Origin of the sequence: Acinetobacter cumulans, from assembly GCF_003024525.3 — a bacterium.
GTDB classification, from domain to species: domain Bacteria; phylum Pseudomonadota; class Gammaproteobacteria; order Pseudomonadales; family Moraxellaceae; genus Acinetobacter; species Acinetobacter cumulans.
Genome location: NZ_CP035934.2, coordinates 1,538,269 through 1,559,581, shown reverse-complemented (window position 1 = coordinate 1,559,581; position 21,313 = coordinate 1,538,269). Strand labels below are relative to the sequence as shown.

Sequence of the window (21,313 nt, the reverse complement as noted above, 5' to 3'; positions counted from 1 at the left end):
AAAAAATTTCACATTATATTATTAAAATCAGATATTTGTTTGACCCTTTCACCCCATTTTAACAGCGAAACTTTATGGACACGATTAAAGAAACGAAGCCCGAAATTAGCTTTAAAGAAGCTATCTTATTTTGGTTAAAACTTGGTTTTATTAGCTTTGGTGGGCCAGCGGGTCAAATTTCCCTCATGCATCAAGAACTTGTCGAACAAAAAAAATGGATTTCAGAAAAACGTTTTATGCATGCATTAAATTATTGCATGCTGTTACCTGGGCCTGAAGCCCAACAACTGGCCATCTATATGGGCTGGTTAATGCATAAGACAAAAGGTGGTGTTATTGCTGGTTTATTTTTTATTTTACCTTCACTTTTTATTTTAATAGGTCTGTCGTGGGTCTATGCTCAATTTGGCAATATCCCCATCATTGCAGGCCTATTTTATGGCATTAAACCAGCTGTTACTGCTGTCGTTTTTCATGCCACTTATCGTATTGCACATAAATCACTTAAAAATAATTATATGTACTCAATTGCATGTATTGCGTTTATTTTAATATTTGCATTTAAAGTTCCCTTTCCTTGGATTGTACTTTTAGCTGCAATCAGCGGTTATGTACTCAGTAAATTTAAAGCTGAGCTTTTCTCAGACAATCACCAAAGCACAAACTCAAAAAGTTATGGCCAAGCGATTATTGACGATCACACGCCAGCACCGCAGCATGCCATTTTTAAAGTGTCTCGACTGATTCAATTATTAGTTTTTGCTGCAGTACTGTGGTGCCTACCTATGAGCATACTGACAATAATTTATGGCTGGTCGCATGACTTCACACAAATGGCTTGGTTCTTTAGCAAAGCCGCTCTAATGACATTTGGTGGCGCATACGCAGTTTTACCCTATATGTATCAAGGCGCTGTAAACTTTTATGGTTGGTTAAAACCAACACAAATGATTGATGGTTTAGCATTGGGTGAAAGTACACCCGGTCCACTGATTATGGTCGTGGCTTTTGTTGGATTTATGGGTGGATATAACCTTGAACTACTCGGGCCTGAACATACATTTATTGCGGGTGCTTTAGGTGCAATGATTGTTACATGGTTCACTTTCTTATTTTCATTTGTATTTATTCTTGGTGGCGCACCAATGATTGAATCGACACATAATCAAATTCAATTTACAGCGCCTCTTGCAGCAATTACAGCTGCAGTGGTGGGCGTCATACTAAATTTAGCCATTTTCTTTGTATACCATGTACTATGGCCAAAAGGTTTTAATGGGGCATTTGATTACATAGCAGCTATCATAACGTTCCTTGCCTGCATTGCGCTCTTTAAATTTCATCAAAGCGTATTACGTGTCATTGGCCTAGCTGCTTTACTTGGCATATTCATTCAACTCAGCAAGTAAAAATAAGCAGATCATTGACCTGCTTATAACACACCATGTTTATACTGCCGCTTGTAGCCTGCAACTGTGATTAATTTCAGCAGAAACATGTACAATTTCTTCATGGATGGATAGTGCTTTGCGAACTTGATCCGCAGTTATATTCATGTTGCCTACGTCTAAGCACAGAATACAAGAAAATTTGCCTTTACCCACCTTCCATACATGAATATCCGTAATCACAATTCGGCTGTCTAAATCTTCTATGACCTCTTGAATTTCTTCAACGACAGGATGCTCCATTTCTGCATCCAGTAAAGTTTTAGCTGTTTCGCGAATGAGCCCCCAAGACCAATGTGCAACCAAAATAGCACCAACAATTCCCAGCACTGCATCTAAAAAATCCCAACCAAAATATTTAGCTGCAAACAATGCAATGATGGCCAATACAGATGTTACGGCATCAGCTACAACATGCAAAAATGCTGCTTTTTGATTTAAATCGGCTTTGTTGCACAAACCTATCGTTAAGGGCTTATTCCACAATATAATTTCCAAATGAACAAGCCTGCACCTAAAATTTATCGTACCACCAATTGGTCTTCTTATAATCGAGCATTAATAAATCGAGGAAATATTTCAATTTGGTTTGACACTAAGACTCAATGGTATGCGCAGCCAAAAGGCAAGCATGGACGAAATCAAACTTATTCCGACACCGCCATCCAATGCTGTCTAATGATTAAATCTTTATTTCGCCTTTCTTTACGTATGGTCACAGGTTTTGTTCAAAGTCTGATTAAACTCTGTGGATTAAATTGGACAGCACCAGATTACAGTACGCTTTGCAGAAGACAAAAACATATTGATATTGCGATTAGTTATCAAAAAAGCAGTGGTGGGCTTAACTTGCTAGTAGACTCTACCGGTCTAAAGTTTTTAGGTGAAGGTGAATGGAAAAGGAAGAAACATCAGCCTGAATATCGTCGTCAATGGCGTAAATTACATATTGGTATAGATGCTAAAACTCTCCAAATACGTGCAGTTCAGCTTACAACTAACAATGTAAGTGATTCACAGGTACTTGGTGATTTACTCGATCAAATTTCCTTAGATGAGCAGATTGACTCTGTTTATACGGATGGCGCTTATGACACCAAACAATGTCGTCAGGTCATTGCAGATCGGCAAGCGCATGCGGTGATTCCTCCAAGAAAAAATGCGAAACCTTGGAAAGATACAAAGGTCAGCTCGCTAGAACGAAATGAATTACTTCGTACTGTTAAACGGTTTGGCAGAATACTATGGAAAAAATGGTCAGGCTATCATCGCCGAAGTTTGGTGGAAACCAAGATGCACTGCATCAAATTATTAGGCGATAAACTCAGTGCAAGGAACTTTAATAGCCAAACCAATGAGATCCATGCACGTGTAGCCGTGTTAAATAAATTTACCGAGTTAGGTCAACTACATACCCAAGTTATGCCTTAAATTTGAGTAGATATGGGCAATCTTAATTTTTACATCTTTGTGCAACAAAGCCATTGCAAACTGCTTTCTATTTAGTTTTGAATACGAAACATCAGCATAGCTATTTATTGAAAATATACAAAACCCAATTAAAGCTAAAATATTAATTTTCATAATTTATCTCGATTAGTTTTTTATTTTTATTTACACACTAACAAAGAAAATCCCACTCTAAAGTGGGATTTTCTATTCTACTTAATCAATTAAGACAATTGAGCAGCAGCAATTTTCTTCGTATCAACTTCTTTAGAAGCGTCAGTATAAGTTTCCATTTTGTCGAAGCTTAAGTATTGGTAGATGTCAGCAGACATGCTATCAATTTGAGCTGCATATTGTTGGTATTCTTCTGGAGTTGGTAATTTACCAAGTACAGCAGCAACAGATGCAAGTTCAGCAGAAGCTAAGTAAACGTTAGCGCCTTGACCTAAACGGTTCGGGAAGTTACGAGTAGAAGTCGATACACATGTAGTGTTCGGTGCTACGCGCGCTTGGTTACCCATACATAATGAACAACCTGGCATTTCTGTACGAGCGCCAGCTTTACCATAAATGTTGTAGAAACCTTCTTCCATCAATTGACGTTCATCCATACGAGTTGGAGGAGCCAACCATAGACGAGTAGATAAAGAACCACCAGGAACTTTGTCTAGAAGTTTACCAGCTGCACGGAAGTGACCGATGTTAGTCATACATGAACCAACGAATACTTCGTCAATTTTCACGCCTTGAACGTCAGAAAGCAATTTAGCGTCATCTGGGTCATTCGGGCAACAAAGAACTGGTTCAGTGATTGTAGAAAGGTCGATTTCGTACACTTTAGTGTATTCAGCATCAGCATCAGCTTTAAGAAGTGATGGATTAGCCAACCATTTTTCCATGTTCTCTACACGACGAGCCATAGTACGCGCATCGCCATAACCTTCAGAGATCATCCACTTAAGCATAGTGATGTTCGAACGAAGGTATTCAGCAACTTTCTCTTCAGAAAGTGTGATTGAACAGCCAGCTGCAGAACGTTCAGCAGATGCGTCAGAAAGTTCGAACGCTTGCTCAACAGTAAGGTCAGTTTCCATTTCTGTAAGGTCGATCTCAAGGATACGGCCAGAGAAGATGTTCTTCTTACCTTTTTTCTCTACAGTTAAGTCACCTTGCTGAATCGCAACGTAAGGAATTGCATGTACTAGGTCACGTAGAGTGATACCAGGTTGCATTTTACCTTTGAACTTAACAAGAACAGACTCAGGCATGTCTAGTGGCATAACACCAGTTGCAGCAGCAAATGCTACAAGACCAGAACCCGCTGGGAATGAAATACCAATTGGGAAACGAGTATGCGAGTCACCGCCAGTACCTACTGTATCTGGAAGAAGCATACGGTTTAACCAAGAGTGGATAATACCGTCACCTGGACGTAGTGATACACCACCACGGTTCATGATGAAATCAGGAAGCGAGTGTTGCATTTGAACGTCAACTGGTTTTGGATACGCAGCTGTATGACAGAAAGATTGCATAACTAGGTCAGCAGAGAAGCCTAGGCAAGCTAAGTCTTTCAATTCGTCACGAGTCATTGGACCTGTTGTATCTTGAGAACCAACAGTAGTCATCTTAGGTTCGCAGTAAGTACCAGGAAGTACACCTTGACCTTCAGGAAGACCACAAGCGCGACCAACCATTTTTTGAGCTTGAGTGAAGCCTTTACCAGTAGCTGCAGGTTGAACTGGAGTACGGAATAAAGTTGAAGGTGCAAGACCAAGAGCTTCACGAGCTTTAGTTGTCAAACCACGACCAACGATAAGGTTGATACGGCCACCAGCACGTACTTCGTCTAGAAGAACTGGAGTTTTAAGTTCAGATTCAGCGATTTGAGCGCCGTCTTTGAACGCAGTAACTTTAGCAGCAGCGTGATCGATCTTAAGAACGATTTCGTCGCCCATGTTCATGTTTTGAACATCGATTTCTACTGGTAATGCACCAGCATCTTCCATTGTGTTGAAGAAAATCGGAGCAATTTTAGAACCTAAGCAGTAACCGCCATCTTTTTTGTTCGGGATGTGAGCAATTTCGTCACCGAAGAACCAAAGTACAGAGTTAGTTGCTGACTTACGAGAAGAACCAGTACCAACAACGTCACCTACGTAAGCAACTTGGTTGCCTTTCGCGATAAGGTCTTTAATTTGGTTAAGCGGACCAACTTCACCAGGAACTTCTGGGTTGATACCGTCACGTACGTTTTTAAGCATTGCGTTAGCGTGTAACGGAATGTCTGGACGGCTCCAAGCGTCTTGTGCAGGTGACAAGTCGTCTGTGTTAGTTTCGCCAGTTACTTTGAAAACTGTAAGTTTGATTTCTTCAGGAACGTCTTTACGGCTAGTGAACCATTCAGCGTCTGCCCAAGATTGCATAACTGCTTGTGCATTTGCATTGCCCGCTTTTGCTTTTTCAGCAACGTCATGGAACGCATCAAATACAAGAAGAGTTTTCTTAAGCGCGTCAGCTGCAAGTTCAGCAAGCTCAGCATCATCAAGAAGAGCAACTAAAGGAGCAACGTTATAACCACCAAGCATAGTACCTAGTAGGTAAACCGCACGTTCTTTAGTTACAAGTGGAGAAGTCGCTTCACCTTTTGCCAAAGCAGCTAAGAAAGCAGCCTTAACGTAAGCAGCTTGGTCAACACCTGCAGGAACACGGTTTTCAAGCAAATCAACTAAGAATGCTTCTTCGCCAGCTGGTGGATTTTTTAATAATTCAACTAATGCAGCTGTTTGAGCGTCATCAAGTGGCTTCGGTGGGACTCCGAGTGCGGCACGTTCTTCAACGTGTTGGCGGTAAGCTTCTAGCACAGTGTTATTCCTCTTTTTTAAAAAATTACTCGCGAATTCCTGCTTTATAAAAGCTTCACAAGTAATATGGACTGCTAAATTTTACTAAAATTCCAGTTAAAAGTTAATGCAAGTAAAGTGTTTCTTTGTGATGCCCGTTATTTTGTAAATAAATGGTATCGATTTTGCTTAATCTACAATCAAATTCAACACTTATTGCATGCTTTTCACTCACAAATTAACTTTGAAGTGGAATTCACCCCATAAAAAAAGGCAACTAAATGTTGCCTATATTTTTTAAGATTGGATATTCCACCTTAGTGTACTGTAGTTGCCGAAATATATTGGTTTAATTCTGTACGACTGCCACTAAATTTCACCTGACACTGGTCTTCAAATCTACCGCAGTGCTGATTACTTGCGAACGAAATATCGACTTCGCAACGCGGTGTTCCCTGCATAATATTATGCTTAAAATAAACCTTGTCCCCAATGCTCAGCACATAATTTACGCCACCAATAATGACAAGGCCCTGTTCATCTTCCAAAAGTAAATCTGCATGGTTCATATAGCCAACAACATCCATTTGCTACTCCTTTTAATGCGGATCTTCAAAATCATTATTCATTAAAAAGATAAGCTTTTCTATATTTTAGAAATAGGTTTTGTGTCAATTTGTGATCACATTTTGCTTAGGCTATTTATAAGTATTCCTGTCTATCCATAAAAAATAGATACCCATAAAAAAACCGTTCAAATATGAACGGTTTTTTTATCAAGCTACACGCTTAAAATGGTTTGTAATCTGGCATTTCGTCGTGTGGCGTTGCAATACATTTGGCTGTAAATTCAGCTCGGATTTTTTCGCGTGATGCTTCTACATCATTTTTGATGGCATCTTCAGGCAAGGCATACACTTCGTCAATAATGCTGATCAGAAACTTTTTTGTAGTTTCATCTTCAATTTTTGAAGCATGTTCTACTGCTTTGTCTTTTTCAATCGCATTTTGACGATCTAACATTACAGTACGTGCAGCATTACCCACACTACGACAATAACCATGCCATTGCTCTTCAGGTGTTAATGGTTTCTTTTCGGCACAACCAACCAAAGCCACCAAAACAGATAAAGCGAGTAACTTTTTCATGAATTTCTCCTTACGACAGGCAATATAAAAGATCGCTCGGCTTTTGTCATGTAAATAATGAGAGCATTCTAAACAAACAAAAAGCCCTTACGGGCTTTTTGAACAATTTGACTTAACCACAACTTGCAGCAGTAATTTTTTTGCTACTTGGATCGACTGTAACCGTTACACGCTCTGCACGATAATCCATTGTTACAGGTTGTCCGGGTTGAACCATTCTGACAATTTGAGATTTTGTGAGCACTTTAATTTGATCTTTAGATAAATTCGATTGTCCAACCAAACGCTTCGCCTCTTCAGCAGAACAATTGGCCTGACTTGCACGGAACAATGCCCATTCTTCTACTACCCGCCCATTGGCTAAATGGCAATATCCAACCTGACCATTCGTTTCATTACGTATTTCAAGCTTTCCACCTTGATCCACACAGTATTGACTTGCAGGATTAGCCATCCCCACTTTTGGCACTGTGCTTTGACTATTATGAGTCGCACAACCTGCGAGCCCAACCACCATCAAACTCATCCAAATCATATTTTTCATTAGTCTTTCCTTCATAATTCGTCTTTAAATTAACAGTTATTACAAAGCTACTCGAGAATATAAAAAGTGCTCAAAACAAAATACTTAATTGACCGAATGAATATCAAGTTCTTCGTTAGTCGCCAAAACCACTGAAGATAAAATTGGTACACCTAAAATCATTGGCATTGCAAAAATCCAAAGAATGACTGTCGCACCTGGGTTAAAGAAAAAATGAATCGCAATTGCTGTAAACACCAAAACAAATAGCAAAATCATGGCAAATCTTAGCGTAAATTTAGTTGACATCGTCTTATACTCAAATGAGAAATCATATTCTTTCAATATACACATACTTTATAGTATGGTTTTATTGATTTTCAATCTGTATTTTCACTTTACTATTGATTATTCTCATCTTAAATCCAGTCTTAAAACCAAATACAAGCGCATGCTTAGCATCAAGCTCTTCCATTTTAAACGTCCTAAATTGACGTGCTACTGATTTTTAAAGCTTTTTAAATTTGAAAATTAAACCACGCAACCCTTATGCTAAAAAGTAGATTTCCTTCAAACACGCCTTGTAGCGTAGGAGCAAATATGTCAAAAAAGCTGCCGATTTATTTTTCGGACCAAGCGTGGTCGTCCTTACAACACCTCATGGGCGACAATGGCAAACCCAGTCCGACTATTAATGCCTTGCTTGAACAGCAAGATATTTCAGATGCATTTTTACACTCGAATCTCAATGTGCAAGCCATCAAGCGAAACTCGCATATTCAACTTCCTGTTGCACTCGAGCGAATTCCTGCAGGGCCTGCTTTTGCCAATAAAGATGTCTTTGAAAAAGCCTTAGACTTAAATGATTATTTGGTGATTAATCCATTAGCAACCTTTATTGCACATGTAGATAGTGAATCACTCCTTCATGCAGGCTTTGAAATTAATGACACCTTTTTGGTTGACCGTAGTTTAGAAGCCAAGCATGGCGATATTGTGGTTGCACTGATTGATAACCGTGAAATTACACTAAAACGCCTGATGATTAGCGCAAAAATGTCTAAAGATGAAATTGCCGATATCTTTGGCGATGCCAATAAAGTCTTGCCTGAAATGTGGTTAAAAGCAGAAAATCCTGCTTATGAACATATCATTCCAGAAGACTCGCAAACTATTAGCATTCAGGGTGTGGTGACATTTAATCTTAAGCAGCTCTATAAGCGTTTGTAAAATATAGAGCATTGCTATGAAAGCCGAAAATAAAATATTTGCGTTAGTCGACGTGAACAATTGTTACGTCAGCTGTGAACGTGTTTTTAATCCCAAATTAAATAATGTGCCTGTTGTTGTTCTCTCAAACAACGATGGTTGTGTGGTATCGCGTAGCGCCGAAGCCAAAGCTTTAGGCATTAAAATGGCGGTGCCTGTATATCAAATTCAAGACTTAATACAACAGCACAATGTACAAGTACTTTCGAGCAATTACGGTTTATACACCGAAATGTCAAAACGCTTTATGAATATCCTAGGGCAATTTGTAAACGACGAAGAGCGGGAAATTTATTCAATTGATGAATGCTTTTTAGATTTCACCAGTTATCAAAATTTATTTGATTTAACGGACTATGCACGCAAAATTATTCAAACCGTCAATCAATGGCTAGGGATTCCGTGCTGTATTGGTATTGGACGCTCAAAGACTGAAGCCAAAATAGCCAATCATCTTGCAAAGCAAAATACATACTTAAATGGGGTTTGCAATTTAGTCACCATGGATCCTTGCGCCTCAGAACAACTACTGGCCCAAATGCCTGTAAATGAAGTTTGGGGAATTGGGCGCAATCACCACAAATCATTAAACCAGATGGATATTTTCAGTGTATTGGATTTAATTGAAACTAACCCAAAGGACATGCGTCGCTTATTTAGTGTGATGATGGAAAAAACTGTACGTGAACTGCAGGGTATAGCCTGTATAGACATTGAGCAAGACGCACCATGTAAATATCAAATTATTAGTAGTCGCTCTTATGGACAGCCAGTTTATGCACTTGAAGACATTAAAGCATCTATACGGCTTTATATTGCCCGTGCTGTCACGCGTTTAAGAGCAGATCAGTCTTTATGCCGTATGGTGGGTGTATTTATTCAGACAGGACGTTTTGGTAATAACGAAAAATATGCACCTTATACCGCCATTACGCTAAATGAACACACCGATGATTTACTCAGCATCACACAAGCAGCAACGTATGCCGTTGAGACAATTTATAAAGCTGGATTTAAATATAAAAAAGCAGGCGTCGTTTTATTGCAACTACAAGCCAAGCAAAATTTTGTACCCGACTTATTTTGTGATCTTGCGCAGCGTCAAAGTCGCTCCAAACTCTCCGATACACTCGATCATATTCAAAAAAAATTTGGCCATCACTTTGTTTCTATAGGGCTACCTCAAGACGATGCAGCCACATGGCGAATGAAAAAAAATATGTGCTCGCCCGCCTATTTAAGTAACTGGAATGAACTCTTAAGGGTGAAATAGGCTATATAGAAATTCCTCAGTTGTATCAAGCGCGGTCATGTCTATTTAAAACAAGTAGAAATAGAACCTAACCGCGACAAGATGATTACCAACTGTACAATCACAACCTAGAAATTTACAGCATTAAAAAAGGATCAGCACATTTAAAAAAGATCTGCACAACAAAAAGGCATTAACCATGATTGATGATTTCGGTTTTTTTCGTGATCGCCTCAACAATTTTCTTGATGGAATACAGTAGCTGACCTAAAAGCACATGCTTTGAGGTTAGTACGACCAATACCATTGGGTATTTAGCATTTGGAATAGCTGTTAATACGACTTTGCCATTATTGGCGTCCAAAGTTAAGCTTTGACAACCTTCCAAATTTATCTCGCCCATAAAAGCCTGTACCATAGCTAGGATAGAACTACTTACAGCGGCCAATTTACCGGCATTCTCAATCTTCTTCTTAGATGCTGAACTAAGCTCAAACCCATCTGTAGAGCACAGCATAGTAAATTCAACTTCCGAAATATCTCTGAGCAATGCATTAAGATGCTCGTGAGCATATTCTACAAGTGCCTCTGGCGCTTGACGATTCAATTGATGTGCTAACATACTTTTACCTTAAATAATTAAATTGAAAATTGAACTTCTGCATTGGCAATCAATGCTTCAATGAGTAAAAGCACATCATTTTTTTCACGGGCGTCAATAAAGAATAGCGGATATTTTGTATCTATTTGACTTTTTTCCCAATCTCTATAAATAGATGTGTTATAAGCTGTTTTCACATCTAAATGCGTTATACCAATAATAATATTTTCAGAAACAGTTTTAAAATAATTTAAATAAAAATCAAGCTCTTTGATTGGATTCTCAGTGCTATGATCTATTAAAATAATTGTACCTAAAGCCCCTTTGCAAATCTCACTCCAAATAAAATCAAAGCGTTCTTGGCCTGGCGTACCATATAACCCTACTTTCGTTCCATCATCTAAGATTAATTCACCATAGTCGATTCCGACTGTAGTAAACATTTTAGTGTGAGACTGAGTATCCGTGTTAATTGCTTCCGTGGATACAACGCCAACGCTGGATAATGACTTAATTGCCTCACTTTTCCCCGCACCCATTGTCCCTGCAAAAACTATTTTGTATTGATGTAAAATCATTTTATTCCACTATAACCCTAGCTTTTTACGCAAGCTGTTAAAAAAACCACGCACCTTACTTACTTCCTGAATTTCTAAAGGCGTCGTAATTTGACCCAATGAATCTTTTTCAGGAATTTCTTCTACAATTTGAGCAATGTGACATGCAAATAGGTAGCGATTGATCAATGTTGCATTAATACTGGTTTTTTGCTCAATATATTGCACCGTACATCCTCGGCTAAAATAAGCAGAAATTTTTAATACTACATGACGTTGCTGATCTAGCTCAGGTTGTGGCCAATGACGTAAACGATATGCACCATAATATTCAGGTAAATCTGACGGGGAATGATCCCAAATAAATTGCCAAATTCCAGTATTGAGTTCTTTATATTGAAAATTTTTCTTAAACTTAACAATAATATTAAGGTTTGCCGGTACAATTGATAGATCTTGCCCCGTAATACTGGTCAGTTCTGGATGTTGATAAAACTCCCTATTTTTCAAATCAAAACAGGCGATTATTTTGTCATTATTTTCAATAACAAAATGACTAATCCCTGAATATTCTTGCGTAACTTGCAGAAAAGCAGACGTAAGAATTTGATGCTTAATGGTATTTGAAATATCAACATTTTCTGGAAAAATATTGCATGAATTTTCATTATTATAATAAGTTTCATGAATATCACCTAACGCATTACTAATCCATTCATTCAATATCTGTGATGAATTTATGGGTAAATATAGTGTATTATTAACAAGTTCACCTGATAATTTTTCATTTTTCTTTAATTTTAAAATTTTTACATTCGATTTATTTATTTTTTCAACATAATCAATATCTGAAAAATCATCATTTATTAATAAAATTTGCAACCTATCATCTGAAATAGGTGTCCAACAAATATCAAACTGGCTAGAAAATTTATTATAAATAATATTTTTTAAATCATTAATCGTCGAAAGACTTAAACCGAATATTGAAACATAAACTGATTTAGCCATAATTTTAGACAATCATATTAGTTAAAAATTAAAAAGGTTATTGCTAGGTGCAATAACCTTTATTTCAATTAAGAAAAATCAAGCTCTTTCTCGAAGTGCTTTAACTCATGACGTGCCATAGCCAAGTTAGCTTTACTTCGATCTAACACTAAGTAAAGAAATAATGCTTCATTTGAATCCAATGGACGGATTAAGTGATACTGCTTACCCAACGTAATCAAAATATCCTCAATCGAATCATTCAAATTTAATGCTTTAGATACTTTTCGCTTTGCACGAATTACTTCTGTATTACCTGCTGCCGCAAGCTCTAAATCAATTGTATTATTACCTTGTGTAGCAAGAGCTAAACCACTCTCACTATCCACAAGCGCACTCGCGATAAAACCATCAATTTCAAGCAAAGAATCTAATGATACTTTAGCCATGCTGTACTCCCCCTGACTTTATATTATATTTTGATAATATTTAAAAAATAAATTACTGCGGTAAAAAAATATCATCAAACAACCTATCGTTCATTGGCAAATTAGATCAATTAAAATCATCTAAAAATAATAGCTAAATATAGAAAAACTCAATAATTAATTAACAAAACAAATATAAACATAAGAAAAAATACTAAAAAAAGCAAAAAATAACGCTGAAAAATCGATTTTTTAATCAAAATTTGTAGAATTTTAAGCCATTTTCTATTTTCTATTTTTTTAATAAATATATTTTTATATTTAGCTTATCTTTACAAAAAACAGCAAACCAATTGGCAATAACCATCAAAAGAATGAAAGAAAAACAATAATTAATAATAATTTACAGTGATTTTTTCAATTATTTTTCGTTATTTAAATGGTTAAATTAAAAAAATCAAATATATGATTATTTTACATCCATATTTAATTTTTTCATCTCGTGAGGCCCACAATAATTTAGATTCACTCAGTTTATGAACTACTTAAATATTTTATACAAAATTCATGTTTTCCCCCTAAAAAAAACTTATAATTTGTTAACATTTTGCATAATTTATACTCTATTAATTAATGAACGACTCACAACTTTCACTGAGTGAATATCTATCAGCCGTTCAAAACGTCATCAAACTGGCTTTTGATGATGCTGTATGGGTCAAGGCGGAGATTCGTAATCTAAATATTAAAGGTGGTCATTACTATTTAGAACTGGCAGAAAAAGATCCTGACAGTGACAAAGTCATTGCCAGCTGTAAAGCGACGATATGGAAATTTACGGCGTCAAAAATCGTCGGCACATTTGAAAAAGAAAGTGGTATTGAACTCAGTCGTGATTTGAATGTGCTTATTAAAGTACGTGCCCGATTTGATCCACAGTACGGCTTTTCTGTGAATGTAGAAGAAATTGACTCTAGCTTTACGTTAGGTGATTTAGCCAAACGCTACCAGCAAATCTTAGTAAAATTAACAGCAGAAGGCTTAATCGAACGTAATATAGGTTTAGCATCCCCTTTTGATATTCAACGTGTGTTGGTTATTGCTCCAGAAAAAGCAGCAGGCTTGGGTGACTTTAAAAAAGATGCAGATGCGCTGTCCAATGCAAAAGTGTGCCAATTTATTTATCATTATGCGACGTTCCAAGGCAATACAGCGACGCAAAGTATTCGAGATGCCTTGGCCTTAGGTTTAAGACAATGGGCAAACCAATATGATACTGCCCCAGACCTCATTGTGATTATTCGTGGTGGTGGTGCAGTCAATGATCTGGCCTATTTAAATGACTATGACTTAGCGGCTTTACTTTGTAAGCGTAGCGTTCCTATTTGGGTCGGCATCGGTCATGAAAAAGACCGTACAATTTTAGATGAAATCGCGCACCGTTCTTTTGATACGCCAAGTAAAGTCATCGCAGGTATCCGAAATCATATTGTGGAACGTGTACAGGAAGTCAGCGACTATTTGCAAAGCATCCAGCTCATGTCACAACAGCAAATTAGCGTCTATCAAAATCAAAATGACCAACTCTTAACCCTGATTCAAACCCTTGCACAAAACCAGCTACAGGATGCCTCCAAGCAGCTCACGCAGCTCATTGGACTGACTGAAAACTATGCCAATCAGCAACTGAAATTTGCCAAACATCAAGTAGAAGCTTTAATGCGTGAAGCGTTACTACAAAACCCACGCACAGTAATTTCCAAAGGCTTTGCTGTTGTGCGTCAAGATGGTCACAGCATTCGTCATGTTCAACAGCTAAAGGCCTCTCAACCTATCCAAATTGAACTTCAGGATGGCATTTTAGATGCCAAACTGATCCATATTCACCCGCATACGGGAGTATTACCATGAGTAATGAATCCATCAGCTTTAAACAAGGCTACGACGTTTTAAAGAAAAATGCTGAATTGCTAGAATCGCAACAAGAACCAGATATTGATAATTTGATGAAAATTGTTGAGGAATCTATGCAAGCCTATAAAGCTTGTAAATCTCGAGTTGACGCTGTGCAAAATGCACTCAATGAAACTTTCAAAGAATAAAGTATGTATACGGCGTAAATACACTGCAAAATAAAAAAGTAATCCTAGGATTACTTTTTTTTAATCTATTTTGTTTAGATTAACGAGCGCCTAAAAACTCAAACGGTTTAGTCACTTTAAATGAATCATTGGCTTTGCCGGCATATACTTTGGCCTGATCTGCACTCAGCTCCAACTTCTTGGCTTGACCATCTTTAAAGTTGATATCTTTTAAATCCACCCAAAACACATTAGGCGAAACAGCCGACTCAAAGAAATACAAACCACGCTTATGGTCTACAACTGTTCGCCAGCGAGTAGATGAAATATTCGGCTCTTCTTCTGTATTTAAGCCAAAAGGTACTGAAGCATTTCGAATCACGCTAAATACACCTGCCAAAGAATGTTTTTGATCTGCATTTTTTGGAATGGCATTGGTGTAGAACGATGCACGAGCAAAACGATCAGCTGCGCGGTTTGTTCCTGGTAGCATGGTGGTGCCACCGATTTGTTGCCAATATGTATTGAGCGCCAGTTGCTGATCAAAGGTAGGTGAATTGGTCATCACTTGATACTTGCGGTTATGATGAATGACCTGCTTGCCATTAATATATTCAATAATGGCACTGTCGCCTGTTGCATCTGAAATTAATAAATGTAACGTCGCTAAGCGATTTTCACCTGGCACGTGATCTGATACGACTACAAACGGTTCTTTTTCTAAAAACTTGATCGCTTCATCTACCGAGCTAAAATTATCCAATACATATTGAGCCCATAGTGAAATACTTAAAGTTGCTTTGGTATTTTTTTGCACTGCAGGATATTCAGACTCTACTAACCACAATAAATTTGCCATGAGGCCTTTTTCATTGACGCCATCAGTCGTGGCAATATCGTAGCCTGTTGCAACCACACTGCCGTATTTAGACGTCCATTGCACAGATTTTGGACCAGCCAAACCACTACGCTTAACCTCACTGGGTAAAATCCATAGGTTTGTGCCGACATCACTTTTCCAATCCATTGAGCGGGCTGTCATAATCTCATTATTGCCCTGAAAAATAACACGCGTACATGCCGAAGCCATTTCAGCAGCAAACATCAATCCTGCTGCGAATAACACTTTTTGTAATGCTTTATTCATGAAACGCCTCTATTTAAAAAATTGGTAAATTTATGCCGACGACTGGTCCGTGTTCTTTAATATCCCACTTGAAATCACCACTTGTATAATCTTGCTCAAAATAACAATAGCCCCCACGTATATTCAAATGTCGGTTAAATACAGGAATGCGGTAACCGACATAAGCTTGTACAGAACGGGTATCTTCAACCCCAAAAGTGATTTCTGAAGCAAAATTCCACGCAGAATCGAGGTTATATTTAAATCGTGCACCCCAAAAGAATTCATCCCATTCTGTAGAAGCTTGAATCTTATGATTTAAAGCACCAAGTGTTGCACTGGCATCTGTATGATGCATACCTATAGTGGGCTCAACAATGAATTTAGCGTATTGATCTTTGGTTTGCTCAGGGGAAACATAGGCCTGATAATAAATACCGTAGCTACTTTGATCCAACTTAGTCGCCAAAGCCAAAGGAACATGCAAAACCTGTTTATCTTGAGAAGTTTTTACATATTGACGATCTGCATAAATCCCCCATTTGCCTTTACTCAAATCCAAATGTGCCATATAGGATTTATCTAACTCTTTTAACGTCTCTTTAAAAGGCTGTTCAACCTCATAGGAAATAGGACCTTTGCTAATATCGCCATCGATATCCGCAACAAAAACATAAAGATTCAAATTGAGTTTCGTTTTTCCTTTAAATGTATCCGAAATCTCATTTGCAATTGCTGATTGACTCGCTATTAGCGCTAAACCCACCGTAAAATTTATTAAAGTTTTTAAGTACATTTTATTATCCTGATGTGTTCTATTTCTTTTTTAGCATACTTTTATCAGTTTCTACTATTAAATTGTACCAACCTCTTCAGCTAGATTTATAACCGTATATCTTTATCATTACATACTAAAAATACTTTAGTAAATTTAACTCACCCAATACCAATAAATGCCACATGATGTAATTGTTTGCGCCATTTAAAATGCACCGTAATAAAAAAACCGCCTAAATGGTTTTAAATTTAGGCGGATATTTTTAGGTCTACAGAACAAACAAGATTAGAAGCGCCAGTTATAAAATACGTCTATTGCGCGTTCTAAAGATTGGCTTGCTTCTAAATACAGGCGTTGGTTCATTTGATAACGCAATGTCAATTTATTGACTGGAGTAAATACACCTACACCATAACGAATAAACAAGTCTGGTGTAATATAACCCGTTACAGATACTTGGGTATCATCACCTGTACCTTGTGCATCCAACGCCAAACCACTTAGACCAAATGTACGACCAATCTGATTGGTTAAGGCACGTGTACCGCCCAAGCCCATACTAATACCAGCAGCTGCAATGGTATTGTTTACATCGGATTTAAAGCTCTCAGTTTGACTTAAGCCTGTCGCGCCTTCATTAATACGTCCCGTAATTAATGCATTCATCGCTTCTTGTTCAGATAAGCCAGCATCGTTATACACTTGAATACTCGGACTTGTTGCAGTTCCTGTTACACGTACGCCCACAGTACTGCTCTGAATAGTTTTATTGGCATCCACATCTAAGGTTGGATTAGACAATGGGCCATTGAAACGAGCAATCGCACGATTCAAATCTAGGCTTTGGCCATAAGCTTCAATTTTCACACGTTTAGATACACCAATTGCACCATTGGCACGCATTGCTGTTTCTAAACCACGTTGTGATAAATTCAAGCGACCAATTAATGGAATACGACTATCAAAACCTTGGAAAATCACTTGATTGCCCAAGCTTACACTAAGGTCAGCACGGATATCCCAAGGGCGTGCTGATTTTAAAATTTCGAGCTGATTATCGCCTTCATGCACAATACGAACGTCAGATGAAACAGCCGTAACAGGCACTGAAGACTCAGGCATTGAAATAAGTGCACGCGGTACTTCAACCGTACCATTCAGAGTTAAACGTTTTTTAAATGGGTAAACATCTAAATTTAAGTCTGGTGTGACTTGGGCCGTAATCAGTGGTGCTTGGCGTATAAGCAGATCACTGCCTTTTAAGCTGAGCTGTACCCGTGGTTCATCTTTCCAATCCACACTACCTGTTAATTTACCAACACCACGTCCACTATTAAATGCACCGTTAATTGAAGCATTGTTTTGGCGAATGGCAGAATACAACTGAATATTGGTTAGGTTCACAGGTAAAGAAATCATACTGATTGAACCATCTTTAATACGTGCTTCACCTTCTAATAATGGCGATGTCAGTGTTCCTCTGATTTTACCCGCATACGAGATGGTGCCCCCTAACGCGCGCACATCTTGAATAAACGGTTTCAAAATTTTCAATTGCACTTGATTAAAGGCAATCTCACCGTTCATTGGTTTTGACTCTTTATAAGGATCAATCACCACATTGGCATAACCTGTACCAATATCAGGGGCTTTTACATCTAATCGAAGCTGTAAACCTTGTGCAACGCTTTTGAGTACCAACGCCACTTCATCGTATTTCATGGTTGAGCCAAGATACTGCGGATCTTCTGCAGCCAAGCCCATTACCCCGTCGCGCGTGAGTAAACGTGCATCAATTTTAGGTTTTGCACCTTTTGCCCATGAGGCTTTGGCATAACCATTGACCTTACCTGTCAGCGCTAAACCGTCGGGCATGAAGGCCGCAAAGTCATTTAAGTCCACGTTACGCGTAGTAAATGACACATTGCCACGGTTGGGATTAACACGAATAGGTTGATCAAAACACAACTCACTTTGCTGACTCATCCAACAATGTGCGCCAATAAAAACATCCGACTGTGCTGTATTATAAATAATCGAAGCATTTTGACGTTGTACAAGACGAGTACGCAGTGAGTCGAAATCACCTTTTTGGATTTGGCCTAGCCAGTTATTTTGCGCATTAAATCCGCCTGCAAACTGTACGCCAAATTTAGTAATTTTATTTTCTGCATTTACTTTGAGCACATGTGCATTACGTGTACCTGCCAGTGACAGTGAGGCCTTCGAAATACCACGGTTACCACTGCGTAAGTTGTCTAAAGTTGCGGTCAACAATGACGGAACACTTTGCGATGTTGGCAATTGTCCCTGTATGCGTACTTTTTGAATGCTAAACAGGTTATTTAAACCGAAATTATCAATCGCTAAGTTTGCAGAGGCTTGTAGTCGAGGTTGCACTTGCATATTTAAATAGCCGTATGCCCGACCTCTTAAACCTGGGTAAATTTCATATAAAGCTGGCGCATTGACTTTAAGCCTTAAGTTTTGTGCATTACCTGTGGCTTGTATCTGGTTACTTGCATACGCCAAGTACAAATTATTGGCTTCAAACTGCTGTGGCAATAATCCACTTTGATTTGAATTAACCACAATAGCTAGGTTACCTTTACCACGTATAGACTTGTCATTAATTACACCCGCCAAATTCAAACCGTCTAACTGCACGCGTTTCAAACGATCTGACCATTGGCCCTGTGTTTTTACATTACCTGATAATTCGCCACGCACATTCGATGCAAAATAATGCGGTTTAAAACGTACCAATGAGGCATTCACATTCCAAGCCAAACCATCTTTAAGGTTTAAAACCCCATTGGCCAAAATTTTGCCAGCGACACCATCATGGCGTAACTCTGAAATTTTAATTAACTCAGGTGTGCCTGCTACATTTAACTTTAATACACCTTGGCTGGCTGCTAACTGACTTGCGGTTAAACCGCCATCATATTGCACAGCAAAGCTTTTAAACGCACCGCCTTGTTTAGCATCTTGGAAAAGTAAGGCTGCTGTGCTCTTACCTGTCAAACGAACAGTATCTTTTTGACCCACTAAACGCCCAGTTAAATCAACTGCATCTAAGTGAATAATTTGCTGATTTGGCTTGGCATAACCATTGGCTTTTACTTGACCATTTAAAACATCGATAGGTGCGGCAGCAGCAATACTCTGCGGATTAAAATGATCTGCATAAAGCTGTGCGTTCCACTTCAGCATGCGCTTGTCATCTGGAAGCTGAACCACGGCACTGCCTTTAAGTGCGCCTTGCTGTGCAATATAGCTAAAGCTTGGCACATTCAAATTGTTATTTTTGAGGTTTAATTGAGCCTGATACTGGCCTGCAGGAAGCATGCCTTTATCATGTGCGGACACAGCTGTTGCAACAAAAATATTTTGCTGACCTTCAACCAATGCTAATTTCGCATCACCAGAAGCACTACTTAACCATCCAACATAAGGCACAGCGCGATCAATATTCTTCCAAGACACATTCATCAGCATTGGCTGTGGTTTATCATTTTTAACTGGATTTTGATCTAACTTTAGATTCCATGTTTCGTATTTATCAAAGTCAACCAAAGCTGTTAAATGCAGACCATTTTCTAGTGTACCCTTAGAGCCTATTTTGCCGTCTAGACTTGGTGGTAAAAAGTCCTGTACCACTTGTGGAATTAATTTATCTTTAGGATTAATTTTGGATAATGCACCACGAATATCCCAAGTGACATGATCCTTCCAACTCACCACACCAGCAGCGCTCACAGCACCTTGCATTAACTGTGCATTTAAGTCGTCAATATTTAGTTGATGAATCAAATCGGTATGCATGATGGCACTGTACTGGCCTTCAGGTAGATCTTTTCCTTTCAGATCCGTTCTGACATTTAAGTCTAAACGATCGATATTGCCCTGAAACTCTGCCACACCTTTTTTAGAATGTAGCTTGAAGTCTGTTAAGAGTGGCCAATTGTAGTTTTTAAACTTTAATGCACCTTTCATTGGCACGTGATGATCCATTGGACGTACAACTGCCCAACCCGTCAGTAAGTCTGGCGTATTGGTTGCCACACCCGCCTGAATACTTTCTAAAGTACCGCGAGCTGCAACGTTAATATCATGAATATTTAAGCTTTCTCGTAATGAAGGTAAATTCACCACAGCATCTGCATGAATTGGATAACGACCTGTAAAGTCCATTGAACCCGTTGCACTACGTACGGCTAAATAGCCCATATCAACACGCGAGTCTTTAAACTCAAGTTTTGTACCTGACCACAAGGCATCATTTAAATGAATATCATAAAAATCTACGCCTGCTGAATGGGTTTTAATGAGCATATAGTCTACATCTGCATCATCTACACGTAATACAAATGGCAAACGAATATCACTATAGCTAAAAGGTGTATCACTTGGTGGGAGTTTAGTGATGATCTGTAGATTTCTAACATCAGCATGGCTTAAGTGAATTTCTTTATTTAAAATTGCACGCCAGCCTAATTTTACATCAGCACGATCAATTTTGACGTCTACAGGTTTTAGGCTGACCAAAACATTACGTAAAATAATGCCTCGCCATAAATTACCACCTTCATATTCATACTGAATAATTTGTTGACGCTCTAAAACACGGTCGAGCAAAAACTTACTGCCCTTGTCTGTAGAAAACATCACAGCTAAGGCAGCCACGAGCGATACAATAATAAAGCCAAGTGTAAGCAAGACACTTCTTAAAATACGGCGTCGCTTGGGTACACTTTCTTCTGGTAGATTATTGTTTTCTTGCTGCTGTTCTTGATCAGCCATAACTCTCTCTATT

At 38.4% G+C, this 21,313-nt stretch carries 18 protein-coding genes and 1 pseudogene; 6 read left to right on the top strand and 13 right to left on the bottom strand.

Annotation, left to right across the window (positions count from 1 at the left end; all coding sequences use genetic code 11):
* Window positions 1-74: 74 nt before the first annotated feature.
* Window positions 75-1,409 carry a chromate efflux transporter gene (gene chrA / locus C9E88_RS07350; RefSeq protein WP_106986590.1) on the top strand — a complete coding sequence of 445 codons (1,335 nt, stop codon included), beginning with the start codon at window positions 75-77 and terminating at the stop codon, window positions 1,407-1,409.
* Window positions 1,410-1,448: 39 nt separating this feature from the next.
* Here the strand turns inward: chrA and C9E88_RS07345 are convergent.
* Window positions 1,449-1,892: pseudogene (locus C9E88_RS07345) on the bottom strand (cation diffusion facilitator family transporter); the annotation flags it as partial.
* 54 nt (window positions 1,893-1,946) lie between these two features.
* Here C9E88_RS07345 and C9E88_RS07340 point away from each other — a divergent pair.
* Entirely contained in the window at window positions 1,947-2,879 is a 933-nt protein-coding gene (locus tag C9E88_RS07340; RefSeq protein ID WP_137287934.1) for an IS5 family transposase, read from the top strand.
* 242 nt (window positions 2,880-3,121) lie between these two features.
* Here the strand turns inward: C9E88_RS07340 and C9E88_RS07335 are convergent, their stop codons facing one another.
* The 5 genes from C9E88_RS07335 to C9E88_RS07315 all read right to left on the bottom strand — a co-directional run bounded on the left by C9E88_RS07335 (window position 3,122) and on the right by C9E88_RS07315 (window position 7,721).
* Window positions 3,122-5,761: a bifunctional aconitate hydratase 2/2-methylisocitrate dehydratase gene (locus C9E88_RS07335; protein ID WP_106984844.1), complete on the bottom strand. Its 2,640-nt coding sequence runs from the start codon at window positions 5,759-5,761 to the stop codon at window positions 3,122-3,124.
* Window positions 5,762-6,057: 296 nt separating this feature from the next.
* On the bottom strand, window positions 6,058-6,327 hold the full coding sequence (locus C9E88_RS07330; RefSeq protein ID WP_106984845.1) for a hypothetical protein: 270 nt from the start codon (window positions 6,325-6,327) through the stop codon (window positions 6,058-6,060).
* Window positions 6,328-6,529: 202 nt separating this feature from the next.
* Window positions 6,530-6,889, bottom strand: a complete 360-nt coding sequence (locus tag C9E88_RS07325; protein ID WP_106984846.1) for a hypothetical protein — start codon at window positions 6,887-6,889, stop codon at window positions 6,530-6,532.
* Window positions 6,890-7,001: 112 nt separating this feature from the next.
* Window positions 7,002-7,433 (bottom strand): I78 family peptidase inhibitor, encoded by a 432-nt coding sequence (locus C9E88_RS07320; protein WP_106984847.1) that lies wholly within the window; start codon window positions 7,431-7,433, stop codon window positions 7,002-7,004.
* 84 nt (window positions 7,434-7,517) lie between these two features.
* Window positions 7,518-7,721, bottom strand: coding sequence for a hypothetical protein (locus C9E88_RS07315; protein WP_106984848.1), 204 nt, complete (start codon window positions 7,719-7,721; stop codon window positions 7,518-7,520).
* 291 nt (window positions 7,722-8,012) lie between these two features.
* Here C9E88_RS07315 and C9E88_RS07310 point away from each other — a divergent pair, with 291 nt between their 5' ends.
* Window positions 8,013-8,642, top strand: a complete 630-nt coding sequence (locus C9E88_RS07310; RefSeq protein ID WP_106984849.1) for a LexA family protein — start codon at window positions 8,013-8,015, stop codon at window positions 8,640-8,642.
* A 16-nt stretch (window positions 8,643-8,658) separates the two neighbouring features.
* Complete coding sequence (locus tag C9E88_RS07305; RefSeq protein WP_106984850.1) at window positions 8,659-9,954, top strand: Y-family DNA polymerase; 1,296 nt, start codon at window positions 8,659-8,661, stop codon at window positions 9,952-9,954.
* Between the two features lie 172 nt (window positions 9,955-10,126).
* Here the strand turns inward: C9E88_RS07305 and C9E88_RS07300 are convergent, their stop codons facing one another.
* The 4 genes from C9E88_RS07300 to C9E88_RS07285 form a co-directional block, all read right to left on the bottom strand.
* Complete coding sequence (locus C9E88_RS07300; protein WP_106984851.1) at window positions 10,127-10,555, bottom strand: roadblock/LC7 domain-containing protein; 429 nt, start codon at window positions 10,553-10,555, stop codon at window positions 10,127-10,129.
* 17 nt (window positions 10,556-10,572) lie between these two features.
* On the bottom strand, window positions 10,573-11,112 hold the full coding sequence (locus C9E88_RS07295) for a GTP-binding protein (protein WP_106984852.1): 540 nt from the start codon (window positions 11,110-11,112) through the stop codon (window positions 10,573-10,575).
* A gap of 9 nt (window positions 11,113-11,121) precedes the next feature.
* Window positions 11,122-12,102, bottom strand: coding sequence for a hypothetical protein (locus C9E88_RS07290; protein WP_106984853.1), 981 nt, complete (start codon window positions 12,100-12,102; stop codon window positions 11,122-11,124).
* 68 nt (window positions 12,103-12,170) lie between these two features.
* Complete coding sequence (locus C9E88_RS07285; protein WP_106984854.1) at window positions 12,171-12,530, bottom strand: roadblock/LC7 domain-containing protein; 360 nt, start codon at window positions 12,528-12,530, stop codon at window positions 12,171-12,173.
* 612 nt (window positions 12,531-13,142) lie between these two features.
* Between C9E88_RS07285 and xseA the strand changes: the two genes are divergently transcribed.
* The gene (gene xseA, locus C9E88_RS07280) at window positions 13,143-14,420 is read left to right on the top strand and encodes an exodeoxyribonuclease VII large subunit (protein ID WP_106984855.1); all 1,278 of its coding nucleotides are present in this window, start codon (window positions 13,143-13,145) and stop codon (window positions 14,418-14,420) included.
* Window positions 14,417-14,611 carry an exodeoxyribonuclease VII small subunit gene (xseB, locus tag C9E88_RS07275; protein WP_106984856.1) on the top strand — a complete coding sequence of 65 codons (195 nt, stop codon included), beginning with the start codon at window positions 14,417-14,419 and terminating at the stop codon, window positions 14,609-14,611. Before xseA ends, xseB begins: the two co-directional genes overlap by 4 nt.
* A gap of 79 nt (window positions 14,612-14,690) precedes the next feature.
* Here the strand turns inward: xseB and C9E88_RS07270 are convergent, their stop codons facing one another.
* The 3 genes from C9E88_RS07270 to C9E88_RS07260 all read right to left on the bottom strand — a co-directional run bounded on the left by C9E88_RS07270 (window position 14,691) and on the right by C9E88_RS07260 (window position 21,300).
* Window positions 14,691-15,737 carry a linear amide C-N hydrolase gene (locus tag C9E88_RS07270; protein ID WP_106984857.1) on the bottom strand — a complete coding sequence of 349 codons (1,047 nt, stop codon included), beginning with the start codon at window positions 15,735-15,737 and terminating at the stop codon, window positions 14,691-14,693.
* A 13-nt stretch (window positions 15,738-15,750) separates the two neighbouring features.
* The gene (locus C9E88_RS07265; protein WP_106984858.1) at window positions 15,751-16,512 is read right to left on the bottom strand and encodes a hypothetical protein; all 762 of its coding nucleotides are present in this window, start codon (window positions 16,510-16,512) and stop codon (window positions 15,751-15,753) included.
* 267 nt (window positions 16,513-16,779) lie between these two features.
* Window positions 16,780-21,300 (bottom strand): translocation/assembly module TamB domain-containing protein, encoded by a 4,521-nt coding sequence (locus C9E88_RS07260; protein ID WP_106984859.1) that lies wholly within the window; start codon window positions 21,298-21,300, stop codon window positions 16,780-16,782.
* Between the last annotated feature and the right edge of the window lie 13 nt (window positions 21,301-21,313).

Excerpts from the sequence above, each read along its gene's own strand:
- C9E88_RS07320 (WP_106984847.1), bottom strand. The coding sequence starts at position 7,433 with ATGAAAAATATGATTTGGATGAGTTTGATGGTGGTTGGGCTCGCAGGT.
- C9E88_RS07270 (WP_106984857.1), bottom strand. The coding sequence starts at position 15,737 with ATGAATAAAGCATTACAAAAAGTGTTATTCGCAGCAGGATTGATGTTT.
- C9E88_RS07340 (WP_137287934.1), top strand. The coding sequence starts at position 1,947 with ATGAACAAGCCTGCACCTAAAATTTATCGTACCACCAATTGGTCTTCT.
- xseB (WP_106984856.1), top strand. The coding sequence starts at position 14,417 with ATGAGTAATGAATCCATCAGCTTTAAACAAGGCTACGACGTTTTAAAG.
- C9E88_RS07310 (WP_106984849.1), top strand. The coding sequence starts at position 8,013 with ATGTCAAAAAAGCTGCCGATTTATTTTTCGGACCAAGCGTGGTCGTCC.
- C9E88_RS07325 (WP_106984846.1), bottom strand. The coding sequence starts at position 6,889 with ATGAAAAAGTTACTCGCTTTATCTGTTTTGGTGGCTTTGGTTGGTTGT.
- C9E88_RS07330 (WP_106984845.1), bottom strand. The coding sequence starts at position 6,327 with ATGGATGTTGTTGGCTATATGAACCATGCAGATTTACTTTTGGAAGAT.
- C9E88_RS07290 (WP_106984853.1), bottom strand. The coding sequence starts at position 12,102 with ATGGCTAAATCAGTTTATGTTTCAATATTCGGTTTAAGTCTTTCGACG.
- C9E88_RS07300 (WP_106984851.1), bottom strand. The coding sequence starts at position 10,555 with ATGTTAGCACATCAATTGAATCGTCAAGCGCCAGAGGCACTTGTAGAA.
- C9E88_RS07260 (WP_106984859.1), bottom strand. The coding sequence starts at position 21,300 with ATGGCTGATCAAGAACAGCAGCAAGAAAACAATAATCTACCAGAAGAA.
- C9E88_RS07265 (WP_106984858.1), bottom strand. The coding sequence starts at position 16,512 with ATGTACTTAAAAACTTTAATAAATTTTACGGTGGGTTTAGCGCTAATA.
- C9E88_RS07305 (WP_106984850.1), top strand. The coding sequence starts at position 8,659 with ATGAAAGCCGAAAATAAAATATTTGCGTTAGTCGACGTGAACAATTGT.
- xseA (WP_106984855.1), top strand. The coding sequence starts at position 13,143 with ATGAACGACTCACAACTTTCACTGAGTGAATATCTATCAGCCGTTCAA.
- C9E88_RS07285 (WP_106984854.1), bottom strand. The coding sequence starts at position 12,530 with ATGGCTAAAGTATCATTAGATTCTTTGCTTGAAATTGATGGTTTTATC.
- C9E88_RS07295 (WP_106984852.1), bottom strand. The coding sequence starts at position 11,112 with ATGATTTTACATCAATACAAAATAGTTTTTGCAGGGACAATGGGTGCG.
- chrA (WP_106986590.1), top strand. The coding sequence starts at position 75 with ATGGACACGATTAAAGAAACGAAGCCCGAAATTAGCTTTAAAGAAGCT.
- C9E88_RS07315 (WP_106984848.1), bottom strand. The coding sequence starts at position 7,721 with ATGTCAACTAAATTTACGCTAAGATTTGCCATGATTTTGCTATTTGTT.